The sequence below is a fragment of the Burkholderiaceae bacterium genome (genome assembly GCA_024235995.1).
Classification (GTDB): Bacteria; Pseudomonadota; Gammaproteobacteria; order Burkholderiales; family Burkholderiaceae_C; genus Ottowia.
In genome coordinates this window covers 2,394,203-2,417,427 of record JACKLI010000001.1, presented here as the reverse complement: position 1 = coordinate 2,417,427, position 23,225 = coordinate 2,394,203, and the positions used below count along the sequence as shown (strand labels likewise).

Sequence of the window (23,225 nt, the reverse complement as noted above, 5' to 3'; positions counted from 1 at the left end):
AGGCCTTACCGTGAACCTGTTCCGCTGGCCAGCGGTAGCCACCAACAGCTTACGTAACGTATTGTTTCCAAACCAATACGTTACGTCTTATTTTCGATAACTGGCGATAGTCCTCGAAGGACCTCATCTGACTCCAGCAAGATCTACCTGGTGGGGGCGATCTGGCACCACCAGTCCGGCGTCTGGTGCAGAGGGCCTACGAGGCGATGTGCATTGCGACAAACCCATCGGCAGATAAAAGGGGCTGTATTGAATACTGTGTAAAAATACAGTATTCATCATGGCTGCCCTGTCCCGCTTTCTCAAGAGAAGTCCCGATACCGAGCCCCCTGCCGCTCTGGGCCTGGACCTGCCCGGTCTCTGGCTGGGCAGCGAGCTGAGCCGACAGGCCACGGCAGTACAGCCGACGGGGTGGGAGCAACTGGACGATGTTCTACCCGGCGGTGGCTGGCCCAGCCGTTCCCTGACCGAGGTTCTGGCACCCCAGCCGGGCATCCTGGAATGGCGCCTGCTGGGGCCGGCGCTGAAGCTCGTGACCGCGCAGGAGCGCCAGATCGTGGCGGTCGCGCCGCCCCGGCACCCCTATCTCCCCGGCCTGCAGCAGGCCGGCCTGGACGAACGCCGCTTTGTCTGGATCCAGGCAGAGCAACCCGCCGAACGGCTCTGGGTCACCGAGCAACTGATCAAGTCGAACGCCTGCGGCGCCGTCATCGCCTGGCTGCCCCAGGTACGCCACGAGCAGCTGCGCCGGCTGCAGGTCTGCGCCCAGTCCTGCGACGGGCTGGTGTTCCTGTGTCGCCCCGAATCCGCCCGGCACGCATCGTCGGCCGCGCCGCTGCGACTGCTCGCCCGCGTCGGCCTGGATTGGGAGCTGCAGGTGCAGGTCCTCAAGCGCCGCGGACCCACCATGGAGGAACCCATCAGGCTGCCCTCCCTGCCCGGCGCGCTGGGCCCCGTCATCACGCCGCGGCTGCGCATGCCCAGCCGTCTTTTCAGCCAGAAGGTGCCCGCCCATGCAGTGGGTCGCCCTGTCGCCATCACCGCCTTCCAGCCCAACGCCGCCCTCCAGTGATGCGCTCACCGGACTTGCCACCTGGGCCCTGCAATTCACGCCCCGCGTGGCATACGCCGACGAAGCCGTTGTGCTGGAGCTGGGGGCCAGCCTGCGCCTGTTCGGCGGGCGCCGGGCGCTGCACGAGCGCCTGCGCGAGGAGGCGCCCGAACTGGGCTGCACCGCCATCGCCTGGGCCCCGAACAGCCTGGCCGCGCTGGCCTGTGCGCGCGCCGGGATCGTGAACGGCCTGCGCCTGCCGCTGGCCCAGCTACTCGATGCCCTACCGCTGGACACGCTGTCAGCCACCGGGCCGCACCGCGTCACGCTGGCCCAGCTTGGCTGCCGGACCCTGGGGGATGTGCGGCGCCTGCCGCGCGGTGGGCTCAGCCGGCGCTTCGGCAAGGAGCTCCTGGGTGCCTTCGACATGGCCTATGGGCTGCGTCCCGAAGTGCATGCATGGGCCCAGATTCCGGAGACCTTCCGCGCGCGGCTGGAGCTGATGAGCCGCGTCGATACGGCGCCCGCCCTGCTGTTCGGTGCGCGCCGGCTGCTGATGCAGCTGTGCGGCTGGCTCGCGGCGCGCCATGCCGGCATCAGCACCTTCACCCTGCACTGGGCGCACGATGCCATGCGCTCACGGGACACTGACGACGGCGGCGAGCTGACGGTGCGGACGGCGCAGCCCATGCGCAACCTGGAGCACCTGTGCCGTCTGCTGGCCGAGCACCTGGCCCATGTCGAGCTGCAGGCCCCCGTCGGCGACCTGGTGCTGTCCGCCAATGAGGTGCTCCCCCTCGTGGAGATCAGCGCTTCGCTGCTGCCGGACCGCAAGAACGATGGCGAGTCGCTGGCGCTGGTGCTTGAACGCATTGCTGCCAGGCTGGGCCCTGAGCATGTGCTGCGCCCGGTCGTGGCCGAGGACCACCGCGTCGAATGGGCCCAGCATTGGCGGCCCGCGCCCCTGCCCCTGCCCCGGCAGCGGGTCTTGCCACCCGAGGTGCCGCAGCCGAGCTTCATCCTGCCTCAGCCCCTGCGCCTACTGGTGCGCGACCATCGGCCGCTGTACCAGGGCCCGTTGATGCTGCTGACCGGGCCGCACCGGATCGAGGGCGGCTGGTGGCACCCGGTCGACGAGGCAACGTCCCTCGACACCCACCACGTCATGCGCGACTACTGGGTGGCGCTGAGCGAGTGCGCCGGCCTGCTGTGGATCTTCCAGCAGCGGCTGGCGGGCGACGACATCGCCTGGTACCTGCATGGAAGCTTTGCCTGAGCGCGCCATGGCCACATCATCTTCACCGCCCTCCTCTGCCATTCCCGAATACGCCGAGCTTCGCTGCCTCAGCAATTTCTCGTTCCTGCGGGGCGCCAGCCATCCCGAGGAGCTGGTGGCGCGCGCCAGGCACCAGGGCTACGCCGCCCTGGCGATCACCGACGAGTGCTCCATGGCCGGCGTGGTGCGCGCGCATGTGGCGGCCAAGGAGCATGGACTGAAGCTGCTGATCGGCAGCCAGTTCCAGGTGGAGACGCCGCAGGATGGAGAGCTGTGCCCCTTCACGCTGGTGGTGCTGGCCTGCCATGCCGACGGCTACGGCAACCTGTGCGAGTTCATCACCCGGCTGCGCCGAGCCTCCGAGAAGAAGGGAACCTACCGGCTGCGGCTGAGCGACATCGACCCGCCGGCCCTGGCCGACTGCCTGGTGCTGGTCTCGCCCGAGCGGCGCGGCAGTTCAGCGCAGCTGCTGGCCGTCGCGCGCTGGATGCTGGGCAACTTCATGGGACGCTGCTGGATCGCGGTCGAACTGCTGCGCCAGTTCGACGACGAGATGTGGCTGCACCGCCTGCGCGAGGTCAGCGAACTCACGGCCATCCCGCTGGTGGCGGCCGGCGACGTGCACATGCACGTGCGCTCGCGCAAGCCATTGCAGGATGTGCTCACGGCCACGCGCATCGGCAAGCCCCTGGCCGAGTGCGGCCGGGCCCTGCAGCCCAATGCCGAGCGGCACCTGCGCTCGCGCCTGCGGCTGGCCCAGACCTATCCGGCCGGGCTGCTGGCCGAGACGCTGAGGGTAGCGGCGAGATGCGGCTTCAGCCTGGACGAGCTGCGCTACCAGTACCCGGACGAGGTGGTGCCGGCCGGCGAGACCCCGGCCGGCTATCTGCGCCGCATCACCTACGAGGGGGCCGGCCGGCGCTGGCCGGATGGCATCCCGGCCAAGGTGCAGCACCAGATCGAGCATGAGCTGGCCCTGATCGCCGAGCTGCGCTATGAGCACTACTTCTTGACGGTGGCCGATATCGTGGCCTTTGCGCGTTCGCGCAATATCCTGTGCCAGGGCCGCGGCAGCGCGGCCAATTCGGTGGTGTGCTACTGCACGGGCGTGACCGAGGTCGATCCGGCACGCATGGCGGTCTTGTTCGAGCGCTTCATCTCCAAGGAGCGCAACGAGCCGCCGGACATCGACATCGACTTCGAGCACGAGCGGCGCGAGGAAGTGATCCAGTACCTCTATGAGAAGTACGGCCGCGAGCGGGCCGCGCTGACGGCGGCGGTGATCAGCTACCGGCCGCGCAGCGCCATCCGGGATGTCGGCAAGGCGCTGGGCCTGGCGGACGAGGTGCTCGACGCCCTGGCCCAGGGCCGCCAGTGGTGGGATGGCAGGGGCATCGCACCCGAGCAGCTGCTCGAAGCGGGCCTGCAGCCCGAAGGCCTGAAAGCCCGGCAGATGATCCTGCTCACGGGCCAGTTGATCGGGTTTCCGCGCCACCTGAGCCAGCATGTGGGTGGCTTCGTGCTCACGCGTGGGCCGCTGTCGCGGATGGTGCCGATCGAGAACGCGGCCATGGAGGACCGCACGGTCATCGAGTGGGACAAGGACGACCTCGATGCCATGGGCCTGCTCAAGGTGGACGTGCTGGCGCTGGGCATGCTGACGGCACTGCGCAAGGCCCTGGTCTTCATTGGCGACCGCCAGGGCCAGGTCTTCGAAATGCAGAACATTCCACCGGAAGACCCCGAGACCTACGACATGGTCTGCAAGGCCGACACCATCGGCGTGTTCCAGATCGAGAGCCGCGCGCAGATGAGCATGCTGCCGCGCCTGCGACCCCGGTGCTTCTACGACCTGGTGATCGAGGTGGCGATCATCCGGCCGGGCCCCATCCAGGGCGGCATGATTGATCCCTACCTCAACCGGCGCCAGGGCAAGGAGCCGGTGAGCTACCCCAGCGCGGCCTTGGAGGAAGCCCTGGGCCGCACGCTGGGTGTGCCGATCTTCCAGGAGCAGGTGATGCAGGTGGCGGTGCTGGCCGCGGGCTTCACGCCTGGCGAGGCGGACCAGCTGCGCCGCTCCATGGCCGCCTGGAAGCGCAAGGGGGGCCTCGAAAAATACTACGTCAAGCTCGTCGACGGCATGACGGCGCGGGGCTATGAGGCATCGTTTGCCGAGTCCATCTTCGAGCAGATCAAGGGCTTCAGCGAATACGGGTTCCCCGAAAGCCATGCCGCCAGCTTCGCGCTGCTGGTCTATGCGAGCTGTTGGATCAAGCGCCACCACCCCTCGGAGTTCCTGGCGGCCCTGCTCAACAGCCAGCCGCTGGGCTTCTACTCGCCCAGCCAACTGGTCCAGGACGCGAAACGCCATGGCGTCGAGGTCCTGCCCGCCGACGTGCTGGCCAGCGACTGGGACTGCACGCTCGAAGGATCGCCCTCCTCTCACCGGCCTGCCGTGCGCCTCGGCCTGCGCATGGTGTCGGGCCTGCGGCGCGCTGCCGTCGAACGCCTGATGGAAGCACGGGCACTGGCGCTCTTCGACGATGCGGAGGACCTGGCCCGCCGGGCCGGGCTGGACGAATCCGAGATGCGCCGGCTGGCAGGCGCGGACGCGCTGGCCAGCCTGGCCGGCCACCGGCGCCAGCAGGTCTGGGAAGCGAGCGCGCTGAAGGCCGCACCCGAGCTGCTGCGCGATGCGCCGGTCGGCGAGGCGTTCCTGGAGTTGCCGCCGGCGCCGGAAGGCGAGGAAGTGGTCTTCGACTACGCGAGCATGGGCCTTACGTTGCGCCGGCATCCGCTGGCCCTGATCCGACCACTGCTGCGCAAACGTCGGCTGCAGACCGCGCAGGAGCTGCGCAACCTTCCCGACGGACGCTGGGCCCGCTACTGCGGCATCGTCACCGTACGCCAGCGGCCTGGCACGGCCAAGGGCGTGATCTTCGTGTCTCTGGAGGACGAGACGGGCTCGGTCCAGGTGGTGGTCTGGACCAGAGTCAGCGAGCGCCAGCGCAATAAGCTGCTGCACGCCAAGCTGCTGGCGGTGCACGGCCGCTGGCAGCGCGAAGGCGATGCCTGCAGCCTGGTGGCGAGCCGGCTGGAGGATTTGACGCCGCTGCTGGGAAAGCTTGCGGACGTGGTGGGCGGTAGCCGGGATTTCCACTGAGCGGCGGAATTTCGTCAATAGAGGATCGAGCTCGTTTGAGCCGGCCACATGCCCGCGCAGATCTCGTGGAAGTTCGGCGTCACGGCAGTATCCAGGCGGCCTTCACATGGATTGAAGGTTGATGCCACCCCAGGCGCCGTCACAACGGCCTGGGTGTTGATTCATCAGCACAACTGAGCCAGTGATCACGTTGAATATTGAGCCACTGGGTTGATGGATTCTTTGACTATTCGGTTGTGGATAAGTCTATCGGGTCTGCTGTTTTTCGATCTCCTTTCTGGCTCTTTGGGCGTTGCTTTGGGGGAGCCGCGCCAGCGGCACTGGAGTGCTTGAATCGCCAGCTCTCGTTGCCCGTCTCGACGATGTGGCAATGGTGCGTGAGCCGGTCAAGCAAGGCCGTGGTCATCTTGGCGTCTCCAAAGACGCTGCTCCACTCCGAGAAGGTGAGGTTGGTGGTGATCACCACGCTCGTTCGCTCATAGAGTTTGGAGAGCAGGTGGAACAGCATCGCGCCGCCCGACTGCGTGAATGGCAGGTAGCCCAGTTCATCCAGGATCACCAGATCGACGTACATCAGGCGGTGCGCCATTTGCCCGGCCTTGTTCTGCGCCTTCTCCAGCTCCAGGGCGTTGACCAGCTCCACCGTTGAGAAGAAGCGCACCCGCTTGCCATGCATGCGAATGGCCTCGATCCCCAGGCTCGTGGCCAGGTGGGTTTTACCCGTGCCGGGGCCACCAACCAGCACCACGTTGTGCGCCGACTCCACGAAGCGAAGGGTGTGCAACTGGCGCACCAGTGCTTCGTCGAGCTGCGCGTGGGCGAAGTCAAAGCCGGCGAGGTCACGGTGCGAAGGGAAGCGCGCCACGCGCATCTGGTAAGCCATGGAACGCACCTCACGCTGAGCGGTCTCGGCCTTGATGAGCTGGTGCAGCACGGCCTCATGATCCAGCGACTTCATGCGGGCGGTGCCCAGTACCTCCGGCCAGGCACTGGCCATGCCGTGCAGGCCCAGCGCTTTGAGGGCATCAATGACGTCATGCATGGTCGGACTCCGGTGATGCCTCATGAGGCTGGACGTTGCGCAGTGCGTCGTAGCGCTGCAGGTTGGCCAGTGGCGGCGTGTTGAGCTTGAGCATCGTGGCCACCGGTGGCTCGGGCACGCGCTGCTCCTTCAGACGCGAGAGCACGTTGAGCACGTGCTCGGCACTCACCCGCCCGGACTGCAGCGCCAGCTCTACCGCCACCACCACGGCCTCCAGTCCATGCAGGCTCACCCCCATGAGCACCTGCGCCATCACCCTGTCGCCACCGCTGTGGCGCAGCAACTGGCGCTGCATTTCCTGCAGTGGCTCGGGCATGGTCTTGAAGGGCGCGCCGTTGCGCAGCGCGCCGGGCTTTCGCTCGATGAGCGCGATGTAATGCATCCAGTCGTAGAGCGTCTGATCACGTTCGAAGCTGCGCGCCAGGCGCACCTGTCGCCCATCGGGCCCGACCACCAGCAGGCCATCCGCGTAGGCCCGCAGACTGACCACCGCATGAATCCATTCACACGGCACGCTGTAGCGGTTGCGCTGGAAGTGGATCAGTGCGGTCGCAGAGACCCGTACCGGCTGCTCCACGTAGCCATCAAACGCACGGGGGTTGGGCATGAGACGAGCACGTTCGTCCTGCCAGACATCGGCCACCGTGAGCTGAGTCCATTCCGGGTGACTCATCTCAGCCCAGGCCTTCACGCAGGCCTGCTGCAACCAGTCGTTGAGTTCACCAAGCGTCCCCCAGCGCCGCTCGCTGGCCTCACGCCAGATGTCCTTGCGCCGATCCTGAACGTTCTTCTCCACGACCCCCTTCTCCCAGCCGGCGGCCCGGTTGCAGAACTCCGGCTCGAACAGGTAGTGCCCGGTCATCGCCTCGAAGCGTGCATTGACGCTGCGCTGTTTGCCATGGCCGACCTTGTCCACAGCGGTCTTCATGTTGTCGTAGATGCCCCGCCGGGGCACGCCACCGAAGAGGGCGAACGCCCGTGCGTGCGCATCGAACAGCATCTCGTGCGCTTGGCTGTAGTACGCCACCAGGCAGAAGGCGCGACTGGCCGCCAGCTTGGTGTGTGCCACTTCCAGGCGGCGGCGCAGCCCGCCGATGAACAGGTACTCGCAGCTCCAGTCGAACTGGAACGCCTCGCCCAACTCGAAGCTCAGCGGCACGAACCCCGCACCACGCGCAGCGTTGCCTTGCTCTTGCTGCCAGCGCTGGGCAAAGGCGTAGACCGGCCCTCGGCTGCCGCTGTAGCCCTGCGCGCGCAGCGCCTCAAACATGGCCTTGATCCCGCGTCGATCGCGTTTGCTGCGATGGCTATCGGCCTTGAGCCATTGGCTCAACTGCTCCTTGTACGGATCCAGGATGCTGGGGCCCGACACCCGCTGCGGGTATCGGGGTTCGGCCATCTGCCCGTCTTTGAGCCACTTGGTGGCTGTGTTGCGCGAGATGCCCAGGCGCCGGCTGGCCTCGCGCACCGACACGTCCTGCCTCAGCACGAGGCGGCGTAACTTGCTCAATGTGCTCACGTTGATCACTCCTGCTCCCCCGTGCTGAAAAATTCAGCAGGATAGAGCGGCAACGTGGCTCAAATTTCAACGTGAATGCGTCCCGAAATGGCCCAGCTTTGGAAATGAATCAACAGCCGATGGTCAAGGTCTCGCGGCGGCCGTTGAGACGGTAGTCGTAGCGGAAGGTGACGGTATTTGCGGGCGATACCGTCACGTACATCCCATCTCGGTCAGAAACCTTATAAGTCAAGGACTTAGGCTTCAGATTGCGCAGCGCTGTGTCGGTCAGCATCGAGGTTTTCTCCTGTTTTTTTGACGGCTTTTACCGTCAGGGACCAGGAGACCCGCTGATGCCCGGAAAGCCGCATGAAACAAGCTTTCCCGAGAAGGCTTTTACCGTCAAAGACGGTAAAAGTCTCAATAGTGAACGAGAGTGTCTTAATTGCGCATCAATTCTTACCGTCAGCGCTACCGTCAACCGTTTTTGCTGGCCGGCGATAGCTACCGATAGATGCCGAGACGTATTTCCTTCTAAATCAACACGTTACGGCAGCCTTGTCGATAGCTGGCGATAGTCCTTGAAGGACCTAAATTCACTCCCACTCGATTATCTATAGTCACAAAACCATGTTAAATATCAATGACTTACAATACGGCAACCAACTAATGCCATGAATAATGCCATACTCAGATCAAGAGGATGAACACTGCCTTCGCTGTTGACGGGCAATGGCCTGCTCCAGAGTCTCCCCAGGCTGCCATCCGTACAGGTCGCGGACGCTCTTCGTTCTGGCATGGCCGGGAGGCTTGAACTCGTAGCCGGCAGCAGCCATCTCGGCGGCCATGTCCTCGGTGATGAAGAACGGTTCGTTTTCTTCGTTCAGTTTCATGCTGACACCATAGCGACGTTCTAAAAACCAGAAGTCTATCCACCTCCCTCCCAGCCGATCAGTCAAGGGGTCGCCTCAGAAAACGGAAAATAAAGCACGCTAAGCCGGTTGCAGCGGTCGTAGCGGCCTGAACTTGCCCGCGCCGATCTTGGCGCTGCTGCGCCAGAGGTAATCGCCGGTGAGGTTGATGTGCTCCCAACCGAGCGGCGACAGGTACTGCAACAGCGCGTCATCAACGGCATGGCCGTTGCCACGCAGCGCGTGCGCAGCCCGTTCCAGATAGACCGTGTTCCACAACACGACGGCAGCCGTTACCAGATTGAGGCCGCTAGCCCGGTAGGGGTCTCCTCGTTTTCAGTGCAATAAGTGACGGTACGAAAAGCTAGCACTGGCGCGGAGGTGGTGTTGGTAGATCGTTGATTTCATTGACTTTCCTGTTCACTTTCAAATCTGCGATTCGTGGCGTCAAACCGTGGTCGGTTTCATCCATTGGTGCCAGTTATCGATGCATTTGGCCGCGAAGGCAGGATTTGGTCAGCATAGCGGTCAACCGGGAAGCGAAACACACCCCGCAAGTTGATGCTCTCCAGCCTGGTGGGCGCAATCTTCCCGATCAGTTCCGGTGGAATGACCTGGCGGCGGTTCGACCAGCGATCCAGGACCGCCTGCATCTGTGAGGTATTCCACGCCATCACGATGTTGGCCATCAGGCTCAACGCATCGGCCACAGCCTGCATTTCATCGACACGTTTGGCCTGCGCCGGGCTGATCCGGCCGGTATAAATGGCGCGCTTGAGGGCGTTAACAGCCTCGCCCCGATTGAGCACCCGGCGCAACTCGTTCCTGAAAGCGTCCTTGACAAAGTAGTCAGCCAAAAACGCCGTACGCAGCAACCGCCCCAATTGCACGCCAGCCTCATAGATTGGATCGCCCTGGGCGGCAGAACCGAACCGCGCAAGAGCTGCCACCGCACTGGCATGTCCGCTCATGACCGAGGCTGCCAGGTGCACCAGACTATCCCAATGCTTTTCGATCAAAGCGACGTCGACATTGGCTTCGCACACCGCAGCGATTTCTGCGGGCACTTTGGTGCCGCGTGGCACAAAGAGGTGGCGCTGTTTGAGTTCCTTCAACCGCGGGCAAAGATCAAAACCAAGCAAACGGGCATGTGACATGGCAAAGTCGGTGTAGCCATGGGTATCCACAGCAAGCTGGCTGGTCTCCAGCTTTTCTTGGCGGATGACACCTTCAATGGCCACGCCCGCCTGGCGCTCATTGAGCACAAAGGGCTGCGCATGGAAGATGCCCCACCGGTCTTTTACATGGGAGTAGATTCCAATGGAAGGTGTGTTGCGCCGAGGATCAAGCCGGGCTTGCCACACCCGTTTGGTGGTCTCCATGCTCATCATGTCAGAAGATGCCAAATCGGACCGCCCCCAGGTGGCGGCAATCGGGTGTCGCTGCATGAATTCCAGCACAGCCTGGCAGGCCTGGCTCAGACGCCGTTCGTCCCGCGCCCAGCGCATGGCCTGGCGAATGCTGGTGGCAGACAATTGCGGAATCATGCGCGCGCATTCGACCGCAGTCAGACTGGTGCCGTGGGCCATGATGCCGGCATAGACCATCAGCAGCTCGTCGGTAGAGCGCGGCTCACGTCCGAGCATGATCCAGCTAAAGCGCACCTGGGCGTCAACGGCCAGAATCACTTCCGGCAATTGAACCTCACCGATGCGGTGATCCAAAGCCGCGCGCAGCTTGGTCACTTCTGGGTCTTCGTCCTCTGCGGGCAATGGCGACAAATGGAGTTCATCATCCACGCGCAGTACGCCACTGCGGGCTGCAGCGGCCACCGCATCGACACCGGCAGTTACTCTGGCCAGCAAAGGCTTCAAGAAAGTGGCAGCCTTGCTGGGTAACGATAGACGGGCATAGTGTTTCTTGGACTCTGCCTGCCAACGCTCGTCCGTGAAGAACAAGCGCGCACGACCCCGAAAGCTCAGGCTGTGCTCAATCCAGACCGAGCCATTGCGCACCGCGCGGCGCAGGGCAAACAGGGTGGCCACCTCCAACGCCTGAAACGCCCGTTCCCGGTCTGGGCTGGAGATCGAAACCTGCCAGATCATTCCCAGACTTGGTGCCACCACTTCAACTGGCAGCTTTCTGGATCCTTTGAGATATAAAGCTTGCAGCTTGGCAAGGTACTCGATGGCAGGATGCTCGCCGGTGGCCTGCCAGGGCAGCTTTGCAATGGCGACGAGCAACGACCGCACGGGGCGAATTCCATCAATCAATCCCTCGCGGACCAGGGAGGCCCTGCTCGGTGGTTTGCGTTTCTGGGTTTCGGTGATCAAGGCTTCAAGACGGGCACGCAACTCAGCATCTGGCACCGCACCTTGCGCGCTCAAGGCAACAAGTTCGCCGAGCAGCGTTTTGTACATTGCGGCCCAATTGACGGTAGCGGGGACATCGGCGGCAGCCTGACGCCACAGATCGGCGATCCGGCGCTGCACCATAAGGATCAACTGGTCTGTGGTGGTGAACAGGCAATACCGAAGAAAGCATGCGACCTCCACGGTGCGCGCTGGCTCTTTGATCTTGGCTCCGGCTGAGGGCGGCCTGGAGACAAGTCGGCGCGCGTAGCGGCGCAAGATGAGATCGGGGATGTCTGCCAGGTGCTTATGAACGTCCAGCGTGTAAAGCAGGTCGATGCGCTCCAGTACCTCGCTGATTTGGCGGGTTGAGTGTTTCGCCGGTGCAGCCCATAGCCAACTCTGCTGGGTTTGTCCATCTGGGCGCAGCTCTGAAACTGAGGCTCGCCAGCGATCAAGTGTTGCTGGATCAACGCTGGCGGCGATGGCGGTGCCTGTTTCAACTTCAAGCTGGGCAAGTGCCGCCGCAATCAGTGTCCGAATTGCCCGCTCGTGCACGATCACCAGCTTGTTCTTGTACAGCCATTGACGCGCCCGCACGAGTAGCTGATCGCGGTCGGCGCAGCGCGCCACTTCGTCGCGCAGTTCACGTACCAGTGAGCGGCGCTGGTGCTCGCTCATCCACTGGAATCCAAGGACCGTGCAGGCTACTTGTTGGTGATCGAATAGCGTGCGCCCGCGTTCATACATGGCTCTCAGCGAGGCGACTTCTGGTGCTGCAATGCCAAGCTCGTTGCCAAGGTGGCGCCACAAGGCTACTGGAATTACCCGAAAGGCACCGAGCAAACGCCCACTCATGCGCAGGAAACCAATATGGAGCGCCAGACCAAGCTTGTGGGAATCACCTCGGCGTGCATTGATTGCGTCGCGCTCGGCACCATCGAAGGTGAAAAATGCCTTCATCTCGAAGTCGCTGATATCGCGGGGGAGCCCACGCATCCCCAAAAACGTTGTGTGCCAACCCTGCATCGTGAACCTCAAAAGTGGGAGGCCACCATACCCGTTTACAAAGCGAACAGGAAAGTCAATGAAATCAACGGTCTACCCAGACCACCCCCGCGCCAGTGCTAGCTTTGCGTACCGTCACTTATTGCACTGAAAACGAGGAGACCCCCCGTCCAGACGCAACCTTCGGCATCGACGGTGGCGCCGTCCGGGCCGGAGCCCAGCGCTTCGGTCAGGGCAAAGGCACGGCGGTGGCGCAGCGGCCCTTGCGGCGCATAGTCGTAGGCCCAGATCGTCCGCACCACTGTGTCCGCCACGTAGAGCGTGGTGCCGTCGGGGCTGAAGCAGGGGCCGTTGGTGAAGGCGATGTCGTCCGCCAGCCGTTCGACCGTGCGGTCCGGGCGCAGCCGGTAGAGGCCACCCAACAGGGGCTCGCCGGGCTGGCGGTGGATGTGCATGGTGCCCGCCAGGAAGTTGCCCCAGGGATCGCACTTCCCGTCGTTGAGGCGCACGTTCGGGTGGTCCACCGGGATGCGGGCGAGCGGCTCCACGGCACCGGTCGTGAAGTCGTAGCGCACGAAGCTGTTCCTCAGCGCGGCGACCACCGCGCCGCTGGCGCACGGCGCAATGGAGCCGACCGGCGGTGGCAGCGCGTGCGCTTCTTCGCGGCCTGTGGCCGGCCAGGCGCGCCGCAGGGTGCCGGCCAGGGAATCCACCCAGCACAGGGCCTGGGCCCGTGCGTCCCAGCAGGGGCTTTCGCCCAGCAGGTCGGTCGTGTGTCCCAGCCGCCGTATGTCCATGCCCCGAGTGTCGCGACGCCGCGGAGGCCGGCGGCTGCGCGGGACGCAAAGCTGCTTTGCAGCGCTGCGCGCGCCGCGCCGGGCAGCCACTCCTAGAGTCCCGCAGATGAACACACAGTCCACCCCCTTGCCGCCCCTGCAGGGCCTGCGCGTCGTCGAACTCGGCAACTACATCGCCGGTCCGGGCACCGCCATGACACTGGGCGACCTGGGCGCCGAGGTGGTGAAGATCGAGTCGCTGGAAGGCGATGCCGCCCGCCACACCGGGCACTTCGGCCACGCCATGCTGCGTGCCTACAACCGCGGCAAGAAATCCATCGCGCTGGATTTGCGCCAGCCGCGCGGGCTGGAGATCGCCCGGCGCCTGGTCGCGCGCGCCGACGTGCTGGTGCAGAACCTTCGACCGGGCGCCGCCGAGGCCCTGGGCCTGGGTGCGGACACGCTGCGCGCCGTGCAACCCGGCCTGGTCTATGTCGCGATCACCGGTTTTCCGGCTGCCGCTGCCTCGCGCGACCGGCCCGGCTACGACATCGCCGCCCAGGCCGAGAGCGGCCTCATGTCCGTCACCGGCGAGCCGGAGGGACTGCCGCAGAAGGTCGGCGTGACCATCGTCGACACGGCAACCGTGCAGGTGGCGGCCCAGGCGGTGCTGGCCGCGCTGTTCCGGCGCGAGCGCACCGGTCTCGGCGAGACCATCCGCATCTCGCTGCTGGAAGTGGCGCTGAACCTGCAGCTGCCGAACTTCAGCGACTACCTGGTGCGCGGCGTGGAGCCGACGCGCAGCGGCGACGGCCAGCCGATGGCGGCGCCGGCGGCGGACATCTTCCGCACGCGCGACGGCATGGTGGTGGTGTCGGCTTACGTGCAGGCGCACTGGCTGCGGCTGTGCGAGACCATAGGCGCACCGGAGCTGGGTGGCGACCCGCGCTTTGCCACGAACGAACTGCGGGTGGCCAATCGTCCGGCGATGAAGGAGGCGGTGGGCGCGCAGCTGGCTCGGCTAGGCACGCGCGAGTGCGTGGAGCTGCTGACGCGCAACAACATCGTGGTGGGCGTGGTGCGCAGCTACGCCGACGTGCTCGCGGGCGAAGACTTCCGCGCCAGCGGCATGGTGGTGGAGGCCGCGACCAACGGCAGCCAGGCGGGCTACACCACCTTCGGCCTGCCGTACGCGCTGTGCGACACACCGCGGCAGGCGACGCAGGCGGCGCCGGGACATGGCGCGCATACCGCGGAGGTGCTGCGCGAGGCAGGCTTCAGCAGCGAGGAGATCGCGATGCTGCGCGAGCAGGGAGTGGTGAAGATGGAAGCGACCAGGGCGGTGCCAGCGTAGGGGCTCTTCAGTCCAGCCGTTCCACCGCGGGAAAAGCGTAGCGGCCTTCCAGCAGGCGCGCTTGCGGGTGGTACAGGCGCAGCACCAGGTAGAACGGGGCGTCGGGCGCCGGCAGCCAGTTGGACTGGGGTCCTCCCGCCGGTGGCCGCTGGCCCATGTGCAGGCTCAGGCTGCCGTCGGCGTCCTTCACCAGGCCGCTGCGGCTGCCGAGCGCATGGCGCTGCGGCGCAACGGCAGGCAGGAAGCGATCTTCGCCGTACAGCGTGATGGACCAGAAGGCATCCGCCGGCAGGTCGCCGCCGTCGGTGAAGCGGATGCGGAACGTGTGCTGTCCATGCAGCAGGTCGCCGTGCTGGTCGTAGTCGGCGGCGGCATAGATCGCCTCGTCGGCGGCCAGCGCGCCTATGCCCTTCCAGGCGGTGGCTGCGCGCAGCATGTGGTCCTGGCCGAAGCGCCCGAGCCGGGTCGAGAAGCGCCAAGGGGCGCGCGATGCCGCATGCGTATGGGCTTCGATCAATGCCATGGCTTCGCGCCAGGCGCCCCGCAGCCCGTCCACGACCAGGGGGCGCAGCCCGGACGGAGACGCGCCCGGCGGCAGCAGGCCCGAGAGCATTTCAAGGGGTGCGCGCAGCGCAGCCGGCGGCGGGAAATCCTGCAGGGCGCGGCTGAGGTTGGCGAAGAAGTCGAGCGCAGCATCGCCCGTGTCGGTCCATTGCCCCAGGCAAGGGAAAGGGCTCCCCACGGCGGTCCCGTGCAGCACGAAACCCTCCTGCACCGCGCGGGCCGCCGACAGGTCCATCGCGCCATCGACGATCACCCGCCCGAGCAGCCAGACCAGGGCGGAGGGACATGGCACGGCCTGCGTTCCCGCGGGCGCCAGCGAGGCGGGCGCGCCCGGCGGCAGCAGCGCGTAGCGGGCCCCCCCGGCAGGGACATTGCGCGTGCCGAGGTTGAAGAAGTTCTCGGTGTGGACATCCAGCAGTTGTACGACGAAGAAGCGGCTGCGCGCCGGAATCTCCAGCACGACCGGGCCCTGCCGCAGGTCGATCCAGGCGTTGCTGTACAGAAGGTCGACGGTGGGCGTGTTGAAATCGCGGTCGCCGTGCATCCAGGTGCGGGTGCTGTGCGCGATCCGGTTGAACGGCGCGCGACCGGGGCCGGGCTCGGCGGCCATGGCCTGGCGCCGGCAGGCCTGCAAAGCCTCGAGCAAGGGATAACCCGCAACCACGGCCGGGACCGCGGTGTACATGGCCCAGAGGGCCTGGCGCGAAGAAGGGGTTTCGGGTGCGGTGTGCATGGGGCGGGATCGCTGCAATCAGGCCGTCCATCGTGGCCCCGCCTCGCCCGCGTGCCCGTGCACGGCATGGAAACCAGCTTTTCATACCTTGCAGGTCGCGTCGCCGGGGCCGCTACTAGACTGACTTCCACACGCCGATCATCCGCCGCGTTCGGCGCATCACTTCCACAGGCACAGGCCCACCAGAGGGCAAGGAGACAAAGGTGATTTCTCGCAGGATCTTTTCAGGAATGCTGCTCGGCCTCTGTGCCGCCCTCGGCAGTGCCCAGGCGCAGCAGGCAACCCGCATCGTCGTTCCCTTCAACGCCGGTGGCGGTACTGACCAGTACGTGCGCCTGCTCGCGGCGGAGCTGACCAAGCGCGGCATGCAGACCATCGTGGAGAACAGGCCCGGCGCCAGCGGCATCGTCGCCGCCGACTACGTGGCGCGCTCGCAGCCTGACGGGCTGACGGTGCTGGTGTCCTCGCTGGGCACGCTGGCGAACAACACGGTGCTGTATGACAAGCTGCCCTACGACCCGCAGAAGGACTTCGCGCCGGTGTCGCAGATCGCCTACCAGCCGGCGATCATCGTCGGCCGCACCGACCTGCCGTACAAGAACATCAAGGAGATGGTGGAGTACGCCAAGAAGAACCCGGGCAAGATCAACCGGGGTTCCCCCGGCGCGGCCATCCTGACCAACCTGGCACCCATGAGCTTCGAAAAGTCGCTGGGCATCAGCACCACGCACATCCCCTTCAGCGGCGACTCGCCGGCGGTGCAGGCCCTGCTGGGCGGCAACATCGACATCCACGGCACCTCGATCACCGGCTCGCTGCCGCACATCCGCAGCGGCAGGCTGCGCGTGCTGGGCGTGATGGACAGCAAGCGCATGCCGCAGGTGCCGGAAGCGCTCACCTTCAAGGAGCAGGGCTTCGACCTCGAGGCCACCCTGTGGTATTCGCTGTCAGTCCCCGCGGCCACGCCAAAGGATGTAATCCAGCGGCTGAACCGGGCCGTGAACGACGTGATCGCCGACCCCCAGTTCGTGGAGAAGGCCCAGGCCATCGGCATGGAGCCGCGGGGTGGAACGCCGGAACAGTTGGCGAAATTCATCCAGGTCGAGGCGGATCGCTGGCTGCCGGTGCTGCAGAGCCTGAACCTGCCGAAGCAGGGGCGGTAGGGCCCGCGGACGCAAGCAGGTAAAAGCGCCGCATTTGCGGCGCTTTTACCTTGAGAAAGCTCGCAGGTCGAGACTGCTGGACTTGTCGCGGCGGAACGTTTTTCGTGAGCTTCCGCGTGGGCAAGAACGCAGACCAGTTCCAAGTCTCCATCCTTGAAACCAACTTTGCACGGACCGATAGTGCGCAGGCTCGACGGCTCGATATCGTCCGGATCTGCCTTCATGCGGCCTGGCGCGTTGCTGGTGTGCATGAAGGCAAGAAGCCAATCCAACAGGAGACAACATGCGCATCCCTCGCCCCTTCCCCGACTCCAACGCAGGCCGTTTCCCGCGGTCCGCAGCTTTCCTCTCGGCGCTGGCCGCATGTTCGGTTCTCGCCGTCGGGTGCTCCGGCGGCGAGGAGCTTTCGGACGTGAGCGTCCAGCTCAGTACCTCCAGCGTGGACGCTACGCCGTTCCCGTCGGACCGCTTCACCGTCTCCGACACCACCCAGTACACGGCTCGGCGGATTGCGCTGCCGCTTCCTGACTGCAGTGTGCGCGTGAGCGACTGCGCGGACCTGAGCCTGATCAACACGCTCGACGGGTTCAATACGCAACCGCGCATCTCGATCCCCTTCACCGGCGACATCGATCCCGCCACGATCACAACCGACACCGTTTACCTGCTGCAGGTGGGTGATGCGCAAACCGGCGCCGCGCGTGGTCAGCGAGTAGGAATCAACCAGGCGACGTGGGATTCTGCGACGAAAACCATCTTCGTAGAGAGCGACCAACTGCTGGCGGAGCACGCCCGCTACCTGCTCGTGGTGACCGATGGGATCCGCGACCTGCAAGGGCGTCGCCTTTCCCGGGGCGCTTGGCACAATGCGGCGACGGGTAAGGCCTCGGGTCCCGATGGCACCGCCTACGCCACCGCGCTGGCCGAAGCAATGAACGTCGTTCCACCCGGCGAGAACTGTTGATTCATTTCCAAAGCTGGGCCATTTCGGGACGCATTCACGTTGAAATTTGAGCCACGTTGCCGCTCTATCCTGCTGAATTTTTCAGCACGGGGGAGCAGGAGTGATCAACGTGAGCACATTGAGCAAGTTACGCCGCCTCGTGCTGAGGCAGGACGTGTCGGTGCGCGAGGCCAGCCGGCGCCTGGGCATCTCGCGCAACACAGCCACCAAGTGGCTCAAAGACGGGCAGATGGCCGAACCCCGATACCCGCAGCGGGTGTCGGGCCCCAGCATCCTGGATCCGTACAAGGAGCAGTTGAGCCAATGGCTCAAGGCCGATAGCCATCGCAGCAAACGCGATCGACGCGGGATCAAGGCCATGTTTGAGGCGCTGCGCGCGCAGGGCTACAGCGGCAGCCGAGGGCCGGTCTACGCCTTTGCCCAGCGCTGGCAGCAAGAGCAAGGCAACGCTGCGCGTGGTGCGGGGTTCGTGCCGCTGAGCTTCGAGTTGGGCGAGGCGTTCCAGTTCGACTGGAGCTGCGAGTACCTGTTCATCGGCGGGCTGCGCCGCCGCCTGGAAGTGGCACACACCAAGCTGGCGGCCAGTCGCGCCTTCTGCCTGGTGGCGTACTACAGCCAAGCGCACGAGATGCTGTTCGATGCGCACGCACGGGCGTTCGCCCTCTTCGGTGGCGTGCCCCGGCGGGGCATCTACGACAACATGAAGACCGCTGTGGACAAGGTCGGCCATGGCAAACAGCGCAGCGTCAATGCACGCTTCGAGGCGATGACCGGGCACTACCTGTTCGAGCCGGAGTTCTGCAACCGGGCCGCCGGCTGGGAGAAGGGGGTCGTGGAGAAGAACGTTCAGGATCGGCGCAAGGACATCTGGCGTGAGGCCAGCGAGCGGCGCTGGGGGACGCTTGGTGAACTCAACGACTGGTTGCAGCAGGCCTGCGTGAAGGCCTGGGCTGAGATGAGTCACCCGGAATGGACTCAGCTCACGGTGGCCGATGTCTGGCAGGACGAACGTGCTCGTCTCATGCCCAACCCCCGTGCGTTTGATGGCTACGTGGAGCAGCCGGTACGGGTCTCTGCGACCGCACTGATCCACTTCCAGCGCAACCGCTACAGCGTGCCGTGTGAATGGATTCATGCGGTGGTCAGTCTGCGGGCCTACGCGGATGGCCTGCTGGTGGTCGGGCCCGATGGGCGACAGGTGCGCCTGGCGCGCAGCTTCGAACGTGATCAGACGCTCTACGACTGGATGCATTACATCGCGCTCATCGAGCGAAAGCCCGGCGCGCTGCGCAACGGCGCGCCCTTCAAGACCATGCCCGAGCCACTGCAGGAAATGCAGCGCCAGTTGCTGCGCCACAGCGGTGGCGACAGGGTGATGGCGCAGGTGCTCATGGGGGTGAGCCTGCATGGACTGGAGGCCGTGGTGGTGGCGGTAGAGCTGGCGCTGCAGTCCGGGCGGGTGAGTGCCGAGCACGTGCTCAACGTGCTCTCGCGTCTGAAGGAGCAGCGCGTGCCCGAGCCACCGGTGGCCACGATGCTCAAGCTCAACACGCCGCCACTGGCCAACCTGCAGCGCTACGACGCACTGCGCAACGTCCAGCCTCATGAGGCATCACCGGAGTCCGACCATGCATGACGTCATTGATGCCCTCAAAGCGCTGGGCCTGCACGGCATGGCCAGTGCCTGGCCGGAGGTACTGGGCACCGCCCGCATGAAGTCGCTGGATCATGAGGCCGTGCTGCACCAGCTCATCAAGGCCGAGACCGCTCAGCGTGAGGTGCGTTCCATGGCTTACCAGATGCGCGTGGCGCGCTTCCCTTCGCACCGTGACCTCGCCGGCTTTGACTTCGCCCACGCGCAGCTCGACGAAGCACTGGTGCGCCAGTTGCACACCCTTCGCTTCGTGGAGTCGGCGCACAACGTGGTGCTGGTTGGTGGCCCCGGCACGGGTAAAACCCACCTGGCCACGAGCCTGGGGATCGAGGCCATTCGCATGCATGGCAAGCGGGTGCGCTTCTTCTCAACGGTGGAGCTGGTCAACGCCCTGGAGCTGGAGAAGGCGCAGAACAAGGCCGGGCAAATGGCGCACCGCCTGATGTACGTCGATCTGGTGATCCTGGATGAACTGGGCTACCTGCCATTCACGCAGTCGGGCGGCGCGATGCTGTTCCACCTGCTCTCCAAACTCTATGAGCGAACGAGCGTGGTGATCACCACCAACCTCACCTTCTCGGAGTGGAGCAGCGTCTTTGGAGACGCCAAGATGACCACGGCCTTGCTTGACCGGCTCACGCACCATTGCCACATCGTCGAGACGGGCAACGAGAGCTGGCGATTCAAGCACTCCAGTGCCGCTGGCGCGGCTCCCCCAAAGCAACGCCCAAAGAGCCAGAAAGGAGATCGAAAAACAGCAGACCCGATAGACTTATCCACAACCGAATAGTCAAAGAATCCATCAACCCAGTGGCTCAATATTCAACGTGATCACTGGCTCAGTTGTGCTGATGAATCAACAGAGAACCTCATCGCGGCCAGCCTGTTCACCACGCGCAGTTCCACGATCGAGCTGACCCGCATCCAACAAGCGGTGCAGGCGAGCACGCCAGCGGCTGCCGTGGATTTCATGATCGGCACGCAAGCGGGCGCGCCAGTCCGTGCCCTGTTCGATCGCGCTTCGCTGGCAAGCATTCGGCTGCAGCGGCAGACCACCGGGCTGCCGACGTTTGCCGCGTCGACCCTCTCGCTCGCGGACCTCGACTTGCGAGGCGCCGTGGTTGGCCAAGTCGCCTACGGACGCTACCAGGCGCAGCGCTATCTCAACACCGACTATTACATCCCGGGCGTGGCGACGCTCGAAGGCGTGCCGCAGCCTTTCTCGACCCATGACGTGGTCGTGCAGGTCTTCCTCCCGACCGGCCCGCGCCCGGCGGGCGGATGGCCGGTGATGATTTTCGGCCACGGCTTCGGCGGATCCATGAACAACGGTGCGTGGAATGTCGCATCCAGCCTCGCGGCCAAGGGCATCGCGACGGTCGCCATCAACGGTATGGGCCATGGCGGCGGTCCGCTGGGAACCCTGGAGGTCACCAACGCGGCCGGTCGGACCGTGGTGGTCCCGGCGGGCGGGCGTTCCGAAGACGTCAACGGCGACGGAACTTTCGGCGGGACGGAGGGGGCCTCGGCCAAACCGCCCTACCTCTCGATGATCGGCTCGCGCGACGGCATCCGGCAGACGGTGGCCGACCTGTTCCATCTCGTGCGGCAGATCCGGGCGGGCGTGGACGTGGACGGCGACGGAAGCGCGGACCTCGACGCCCGGCGCATCTACTACGCCGGACAGTCCTGGGGCGGAATCTACGGGGGCTCGTTCGTCGCGCTGGAGCCCGCTATCCAGGCATCGGTGCTGAACGTGGCCGGCGGCTCGCTGTTCGAGACCACGCGCCTCGGCGGGTTCCGCATCGCGTCCCGCGGCACAGACCTCGCCGCGCGCACGCCTTCGCTCATCAATCTTCCGCCCGCGCCAGGGGTTGCACCGCCGAACAACCTCCGCTTCGAGGAGAGCATCCCCTTGCGCAACCAACCGGTCCTCGTGAACAACGTGCCCGGTGCAACTGCCATCGCGCAGATGTTCGACCGCGGCGAGTGGGTCGGCCAGTCCGGCAATAACGTCAGCTACGCGCCGCTGCTGCGCAAGCAGCCGTTGCCGGGCGTCCGCGTGCGGCCGGTGATCCTGCAGAACGCCAAGGGTGACCAGCAATCGCCCAACCCGACGTCGACCGCCATCCTGCGCGCCGGCGACCTGGCCGATCGGCAAACCTTCTATCAATATGACCTGGTGTATGCGCAGGACGCTAGCCTTCCCAAGGATCCGCATGGCTTCCTGACGGCGATCGGTGGCGCCAACACCCGGAATTTTGCGATTGCGGCGCAAGACCAGCTCGCCACCTTTTTTGCCAGCCAGGGTTCGACCGTCGTCGATCCGGATGGCGCCGGGCCCTTGTTCGAGACGCCGATCGATCTGCCGTTGCCGGAGACGCTGAACTACATTCCCTGAGACGTACGCCCGCCAGGGCAAAGGTTGTGGGGACACACTGGGGGAACTTTGCCGTTCTTCAGCCCGATTCGCTACATGGTGGCTATACGGCCGCAGAGAACAAGAAAGCCCGCTATGACTTACATAGCGGGCTTTTTCTTTCGGATCTGGTGCCGGAGAGAGGAGTCGAACCCCCGACCTTCTCATTACGAATTAGCAGGTATACATAGACCCACTAATTAATGCACCTGAATAAATCTATACTTTCCCAATGAACTCGGCATAATAGACTTAACGGGCTAGCACGAAGTTTTACGAAATCATCCCCTGTTTGCTAGCCCGGTGCTAGCCCGGTGCTAGCCCAAAAATGGAAAGGTGGACACCGTGGCTACTGCGAATCATCAAAAGCTCACCAAGACCCTCCTGGCCGGTCTGGTTGCCCCCGCTGCGGGTAAGCGCCAGGTGATCTATGACACCGAAACACCAAAGTTGGCAATGCGTATGACGCACACCGGAGTGCGCGCCTTCTACGTGGTCAAGCGATTGGGGGTGGCCATGGTTTGGGTCAAACTTGGCACTTTCCCTGACATGACATGCGAGCAAGCCCGCAATGAAGAATAGCTTCGGGACGAGGAACAGCGAGATTCCACGTACACCCGGTGGTGCTCCCTGTATACGAGCGAGCACCATATGAACAATGTTCTCGGTCAGATCCTGATCGCCGCCGGATATGAACATCTTCTGTCCGAAGAGACGGTAGCTGCCATCGGCCTGCGGCACGGCCTTGGTGGTGATGTCCGCAAGGCCAGAGCCTTGTGCCGGTTCGGTCAACGCCATCGTGCCTGCACACCGGCCATCCCCCATGGACGCGAGATACCTTGACTTGAGTTCGGCACTGCCAAATGCCCGCAACAAGTTGGCGGCGGCTATGGTCAGCATCGGATACGACGCCGTGCTGACATTCGCCGCATAGAACGAACTCATGGCAGCGCGCAGCACCACCTCAGGCAGCTGGAGACCACCCTCCGCCTCGTTCCAGTGGGCATTTAGAAAGCCCGCGCGAGCGATGGCTCGCCATGCTCCACGGGTGGGAGGGATGAGTTGAGCCTTGCCATGAACGAAGAGCGGTTCGTTCTCATCGCCCTCTCGAAAGTGGGGTGCCAGGAAGTCTTCTGCGATCTTGCGCGCGGTGTCCAGCGTTGCGTTGAAGACTTCCCGCGAATGCTCGGCATAACGATCACGCTGGAGCAGAGCGTCTGTATCCAGAAATTCGTAGAGAAGAAATGCGAGCTCCCGCTCACTGATGGTGCTTGACATAATTTCAGGGGGCTAGGCAC

16 protein-coding genes and 2 pseudogenes are annotated in these 23,225 nt (G+C 64.7%); 9 read left to right on the top strand and 9 right to left on the bottom strand.

The genetic code is table 11. The features are described 5' to 3' along the window. The first annotated feature begins 280 nt into the window (after positions 1-280). Genes imuA through H6927_11585 form a run of 3 tightly spaced genes read left to right on the top strand, consistent with a single transcriptional unit; the run spans position 281 to position 5,490 of the window. The gene (gene imuA / locus H6927_11595) at positions 281-1,072 is read left to right on the top strand and encodes a translesion DNA synthesis-associated protein ImuA (protein MCP5218739.1); all 792 of its coding nucleotides are present in this window, start codon (positions 281-283) and stop codon (positions 1,070-1,072) included. Further along, complete coding sequence (locus H6927_11590; GenBank protein ID MCP5218738.1) at positions 1,014-2,327, top strand: DNA polymerase Y family protein; 1,314 nt, start codon at positions 1,014-1,016, stop codon at positions 2,325-2,327. Before imuA ends, H6927_11590 begins: the two co-directional genes overlap by 59 nt. Positions 2,328-2,334: 7 nt before the next feature. Beyond that, positions 2,335-5,490 (top strand): error-prone DNA polymerase, encoded by a 3,156-nt coding sequence (locus H6927_11585; protein ID MCP5218737.1) that lies wholly within the window; start codon positions 2,335-2,337, stop codon positions 5,488-5,490. 226 nt (positions 5,491-5,716) lie between these two features. On the opposite strand, the gene H6927_11580 is transcribed toward H6927_11585, so the two are convergent. The 7 genes and pseudogenes from H6927_11580 to H6927_11550 form a co-directional block, all read right to left on the bottom strand. Continuing rightward, a complete protein-coding gene (locus H6927_11580; GenBank protein ID MCP5218736.1) occupies positions 5,717-6,556 on the bottom strand; it encodes an ATP-binding protein in 840 nt (279 codons plus the stop codon). Continuing rightward, positions 6,525-8,051, bottom strand: coding sequence for an IS21 family transposase (locus H6927_11575; protein ID MCP5218735.1), 1,527 nt, complete (start codon positions 8,049-8,051; stop codon positions 6,525-6,527). Before H6927_11575 ends, H6927_11580 begins: the two co-directional genes overlap by 32 nt. Positions 8,052-8,166: 115 nt before the next feature. Further along, a pseudogene (locus H6927_11570) lies at positions 8,167-8,325 on the bottom strand (DUF4102 domain-containing protein). Positions 8,326-8,725: 400 nt separating this feature from the next. Further along, positions 8,726-8,923, bottom strand: a complete 198-nt coding sequence (locus tag H6927_11565; protein ID MCP5218734.1) for a transcriptional regulator — start codon at positions 8,921-8,923, stop codon at positions 8,726-8,728. Between the two features lie 99 nt (positions 8,924-9,022). Further along, positions 9,023-9,223: a Tn3 family transposase gene (locus H6927_11560; protein ID MCP5218733.1), complete on the bottom strand. Its 201-nt coding sequence runs from the start codon at positions 9,221-9,223 to the stop codon at positions 9,023-9,025. A gap of 182 nt (positions 9,224-9,405) precedes the next feature. Further along, complete coding sequence (locus H6927_11555; GenBank protein MCP5218732.1) at positions 9,406-12,321, bottom strand: Tn3-like element IS1071 family transposase; 2,916 nt, start codon at positions 12,319-12,321, stop codon at positions 9,406-9,408. A gap of 98 nt (positions 12,322-12,419) precedes the next feature. Then, positions 12,420-13,097, bottom strand: a complete 678-nt coding sequence (locus tag H6927_11550; protein MCP5218731.1) for an SMP-30/gluconolactonase/LRE family protein — start codon at positions 13,095-13,097, stop codon at positions 12,420-12,422. Positions 13,098-13,203: 106 nt separating this feature from the next. Here H6927_11550 and H6927_11545 point away from each other — a divergent pair, with 106 nt between their 5' ends. Beyond that, complete coding sequence (locus H6927_11545) at positions 13,204-14,430, top strand: CoA transferase (protein ID MCP5218730.1); 1,227 nt, start codon at positions 13,204-13,206, stop codon at positions 14,428-14,430. A gap of 7 nt (positions 14,431-14,437) precedes the next feature. Here the strand turns inward: H6927_11545 and H6927_11540 are convergent, their stop codons facing one another. Further along, a complete protein-coding gene (locus H6927_11540) occupies positions 14,438-15,727 on the bottom strand; it encodes a DUF1254 domain-containing protein (protein ID MCP5218729.1) in 1,290 nt (429 codons plus the stop codon). Positions 15,728-15,930: 203 nt separating this feature from the next. Between H6927_11540 and H6927_11535 the strand changes: the two genes are divergently transcribed. The 5 genes from H6927_11535 (at position 15,931) to H6927_11515 (ending at position 21,909) form a co-directional block, all read left to right on the top strand. Next, complete coding sequence (locus H6927_11535; protein MCP5218728.1) at positions 15,931-16,890, top strand: tripartite tricarboxylate transporter substrate binding protein; 960 nt, start codon at positions 15,931-15,933, stop codon at positions 16,888-16,890. A gap of 283 nt (positions 16,891-17,173) precedes the next feature. Continuing rightward, complete coding sequence (locus H6927_11530; GenBank protein MCP5218727.1) at positions 17,174-17,854, top strand: Ig-like domain-containing protein; 681 nt, start codon at positions 17,174-17,176, stop codon at positions 17,852-17,854. 109 nt (positions 17,855-17,963) lie between these two features. Continuing rightward, a complete protein-coding gene (locus H6927_11525) occupies positions 17,964-19,490 on the top strand; it encodes an IS21 family transposase (GenBank protein MCP5218726.1) in 1,527 nt (508 codons plus the stop codon). After that, a complete protein-coding gene (locus tag H6927_11520; protein ID MCP5218725.1) occupies positions 19,459-20,298 on the top strand; it encodes an ATP-binding protein in 840 nt (279 codons plus the stop codon). Before H6927_11525 ends, H6927_11520 begins: the two co-directional genes overlap by 32 nt. Positions 20,299-20,442: 144 nt before the next feature. Further along, entirely contained in the window at positions 20,443-21,909 is a 1,467-nt protein-coding gene (locus tag H6927_11515) for a hypothetical protein (GenBank protein ID MCP5218724.1), read from the top strand. A gap of 600 nt (positions 21,910-22,509) precedes the next feature. On the opposite strand, the pseudogene H6927_11510 reads toward H6927_11515, so the two are convergent. Continuing rightward, positions 22,510-23,205: pseudogene (locus H6927_11510) on the bottom strand (acyl-CoA dehydrogenase). Positions 23,206-23,225 lie beyond the last annotated feature (20 nt).

Bases quoted from the DNA above. Each gene is read 5' to 3' on its own strand.
- imuA (MCP5218739.1), top strand. From the start codon at position 281: ATGGCTGCCCTGTCCCGCTTTCTCAAGAGAAGTCCCGATACCGAGCCC.
- H6927_11590 (MCP5218738.1), top strand. From the start codon at position 1,014: ATGCAGTGGGTCGCCCTGTCGCCATCACCGCCTTCCAGCCCAACGCCG.
- H6927_11585 (MCP5218737.1), top strand. From the start codon at position 2,335: ATGGCCACATCATCTTCACCGCCCTCCTCTGCCATTCCCGAATACGCC.
- H6927_11580 (MCP5218736.1), bottom strand. From the start codon at position 6,556: ATGAGGCATCACCGGAGTCCGACCATGCATGACGTCATTGATGCCCTC.
- H6927_11565 (MCP5218734.1), bottom strand. From the start codon at position 8,923: ATGAAACTGAACGAAGAAAACGAACCGTTCTTCATCACCGAGGACATG.
- H6927_11555 (MCP5218732.1), bottom strand. From the start codon at position 12,321: ATGCAGGGTTGGCACACAACGTTTTTGGGGATGCGTGGGCTCCCCCGC.
- H6927_11550 (MCP5218731.1), bottom strand. From the start codon at position 13,097: ATGGACATACGGCGGCTGGGACACACGACCGACCTGCTGGGCGAAAGC.
- H6927_11545 (MCP5218730.1), top strand. From the start codon at position 13,204: ATGAACACACAGTCCACCCCCTTGCCGCCCCTGCAGGGCCTGCGCGTC.
- H6927_11540 (MCP5218729.1), bottom strand. From the start codon at position 15,727: ATGCACACCGCACCCGAAACCCCTTCTTCGCGCCAGGCCCTCTGGGCC.
- H6927_11530 (MCP5218727.1), top strand. From the start codon at position 17,174: ATGCGCATCCCTCGCCCCTTCCCCGACTCCAACGCAGGCCGTTTCCCG.
- H6927_11520 (MCP5218725.1), top strand. From the start codon at position 19,459: ATGAGGCATCACCGGAGTCCGACCATGCATGACGTCATTGATGCCCTC.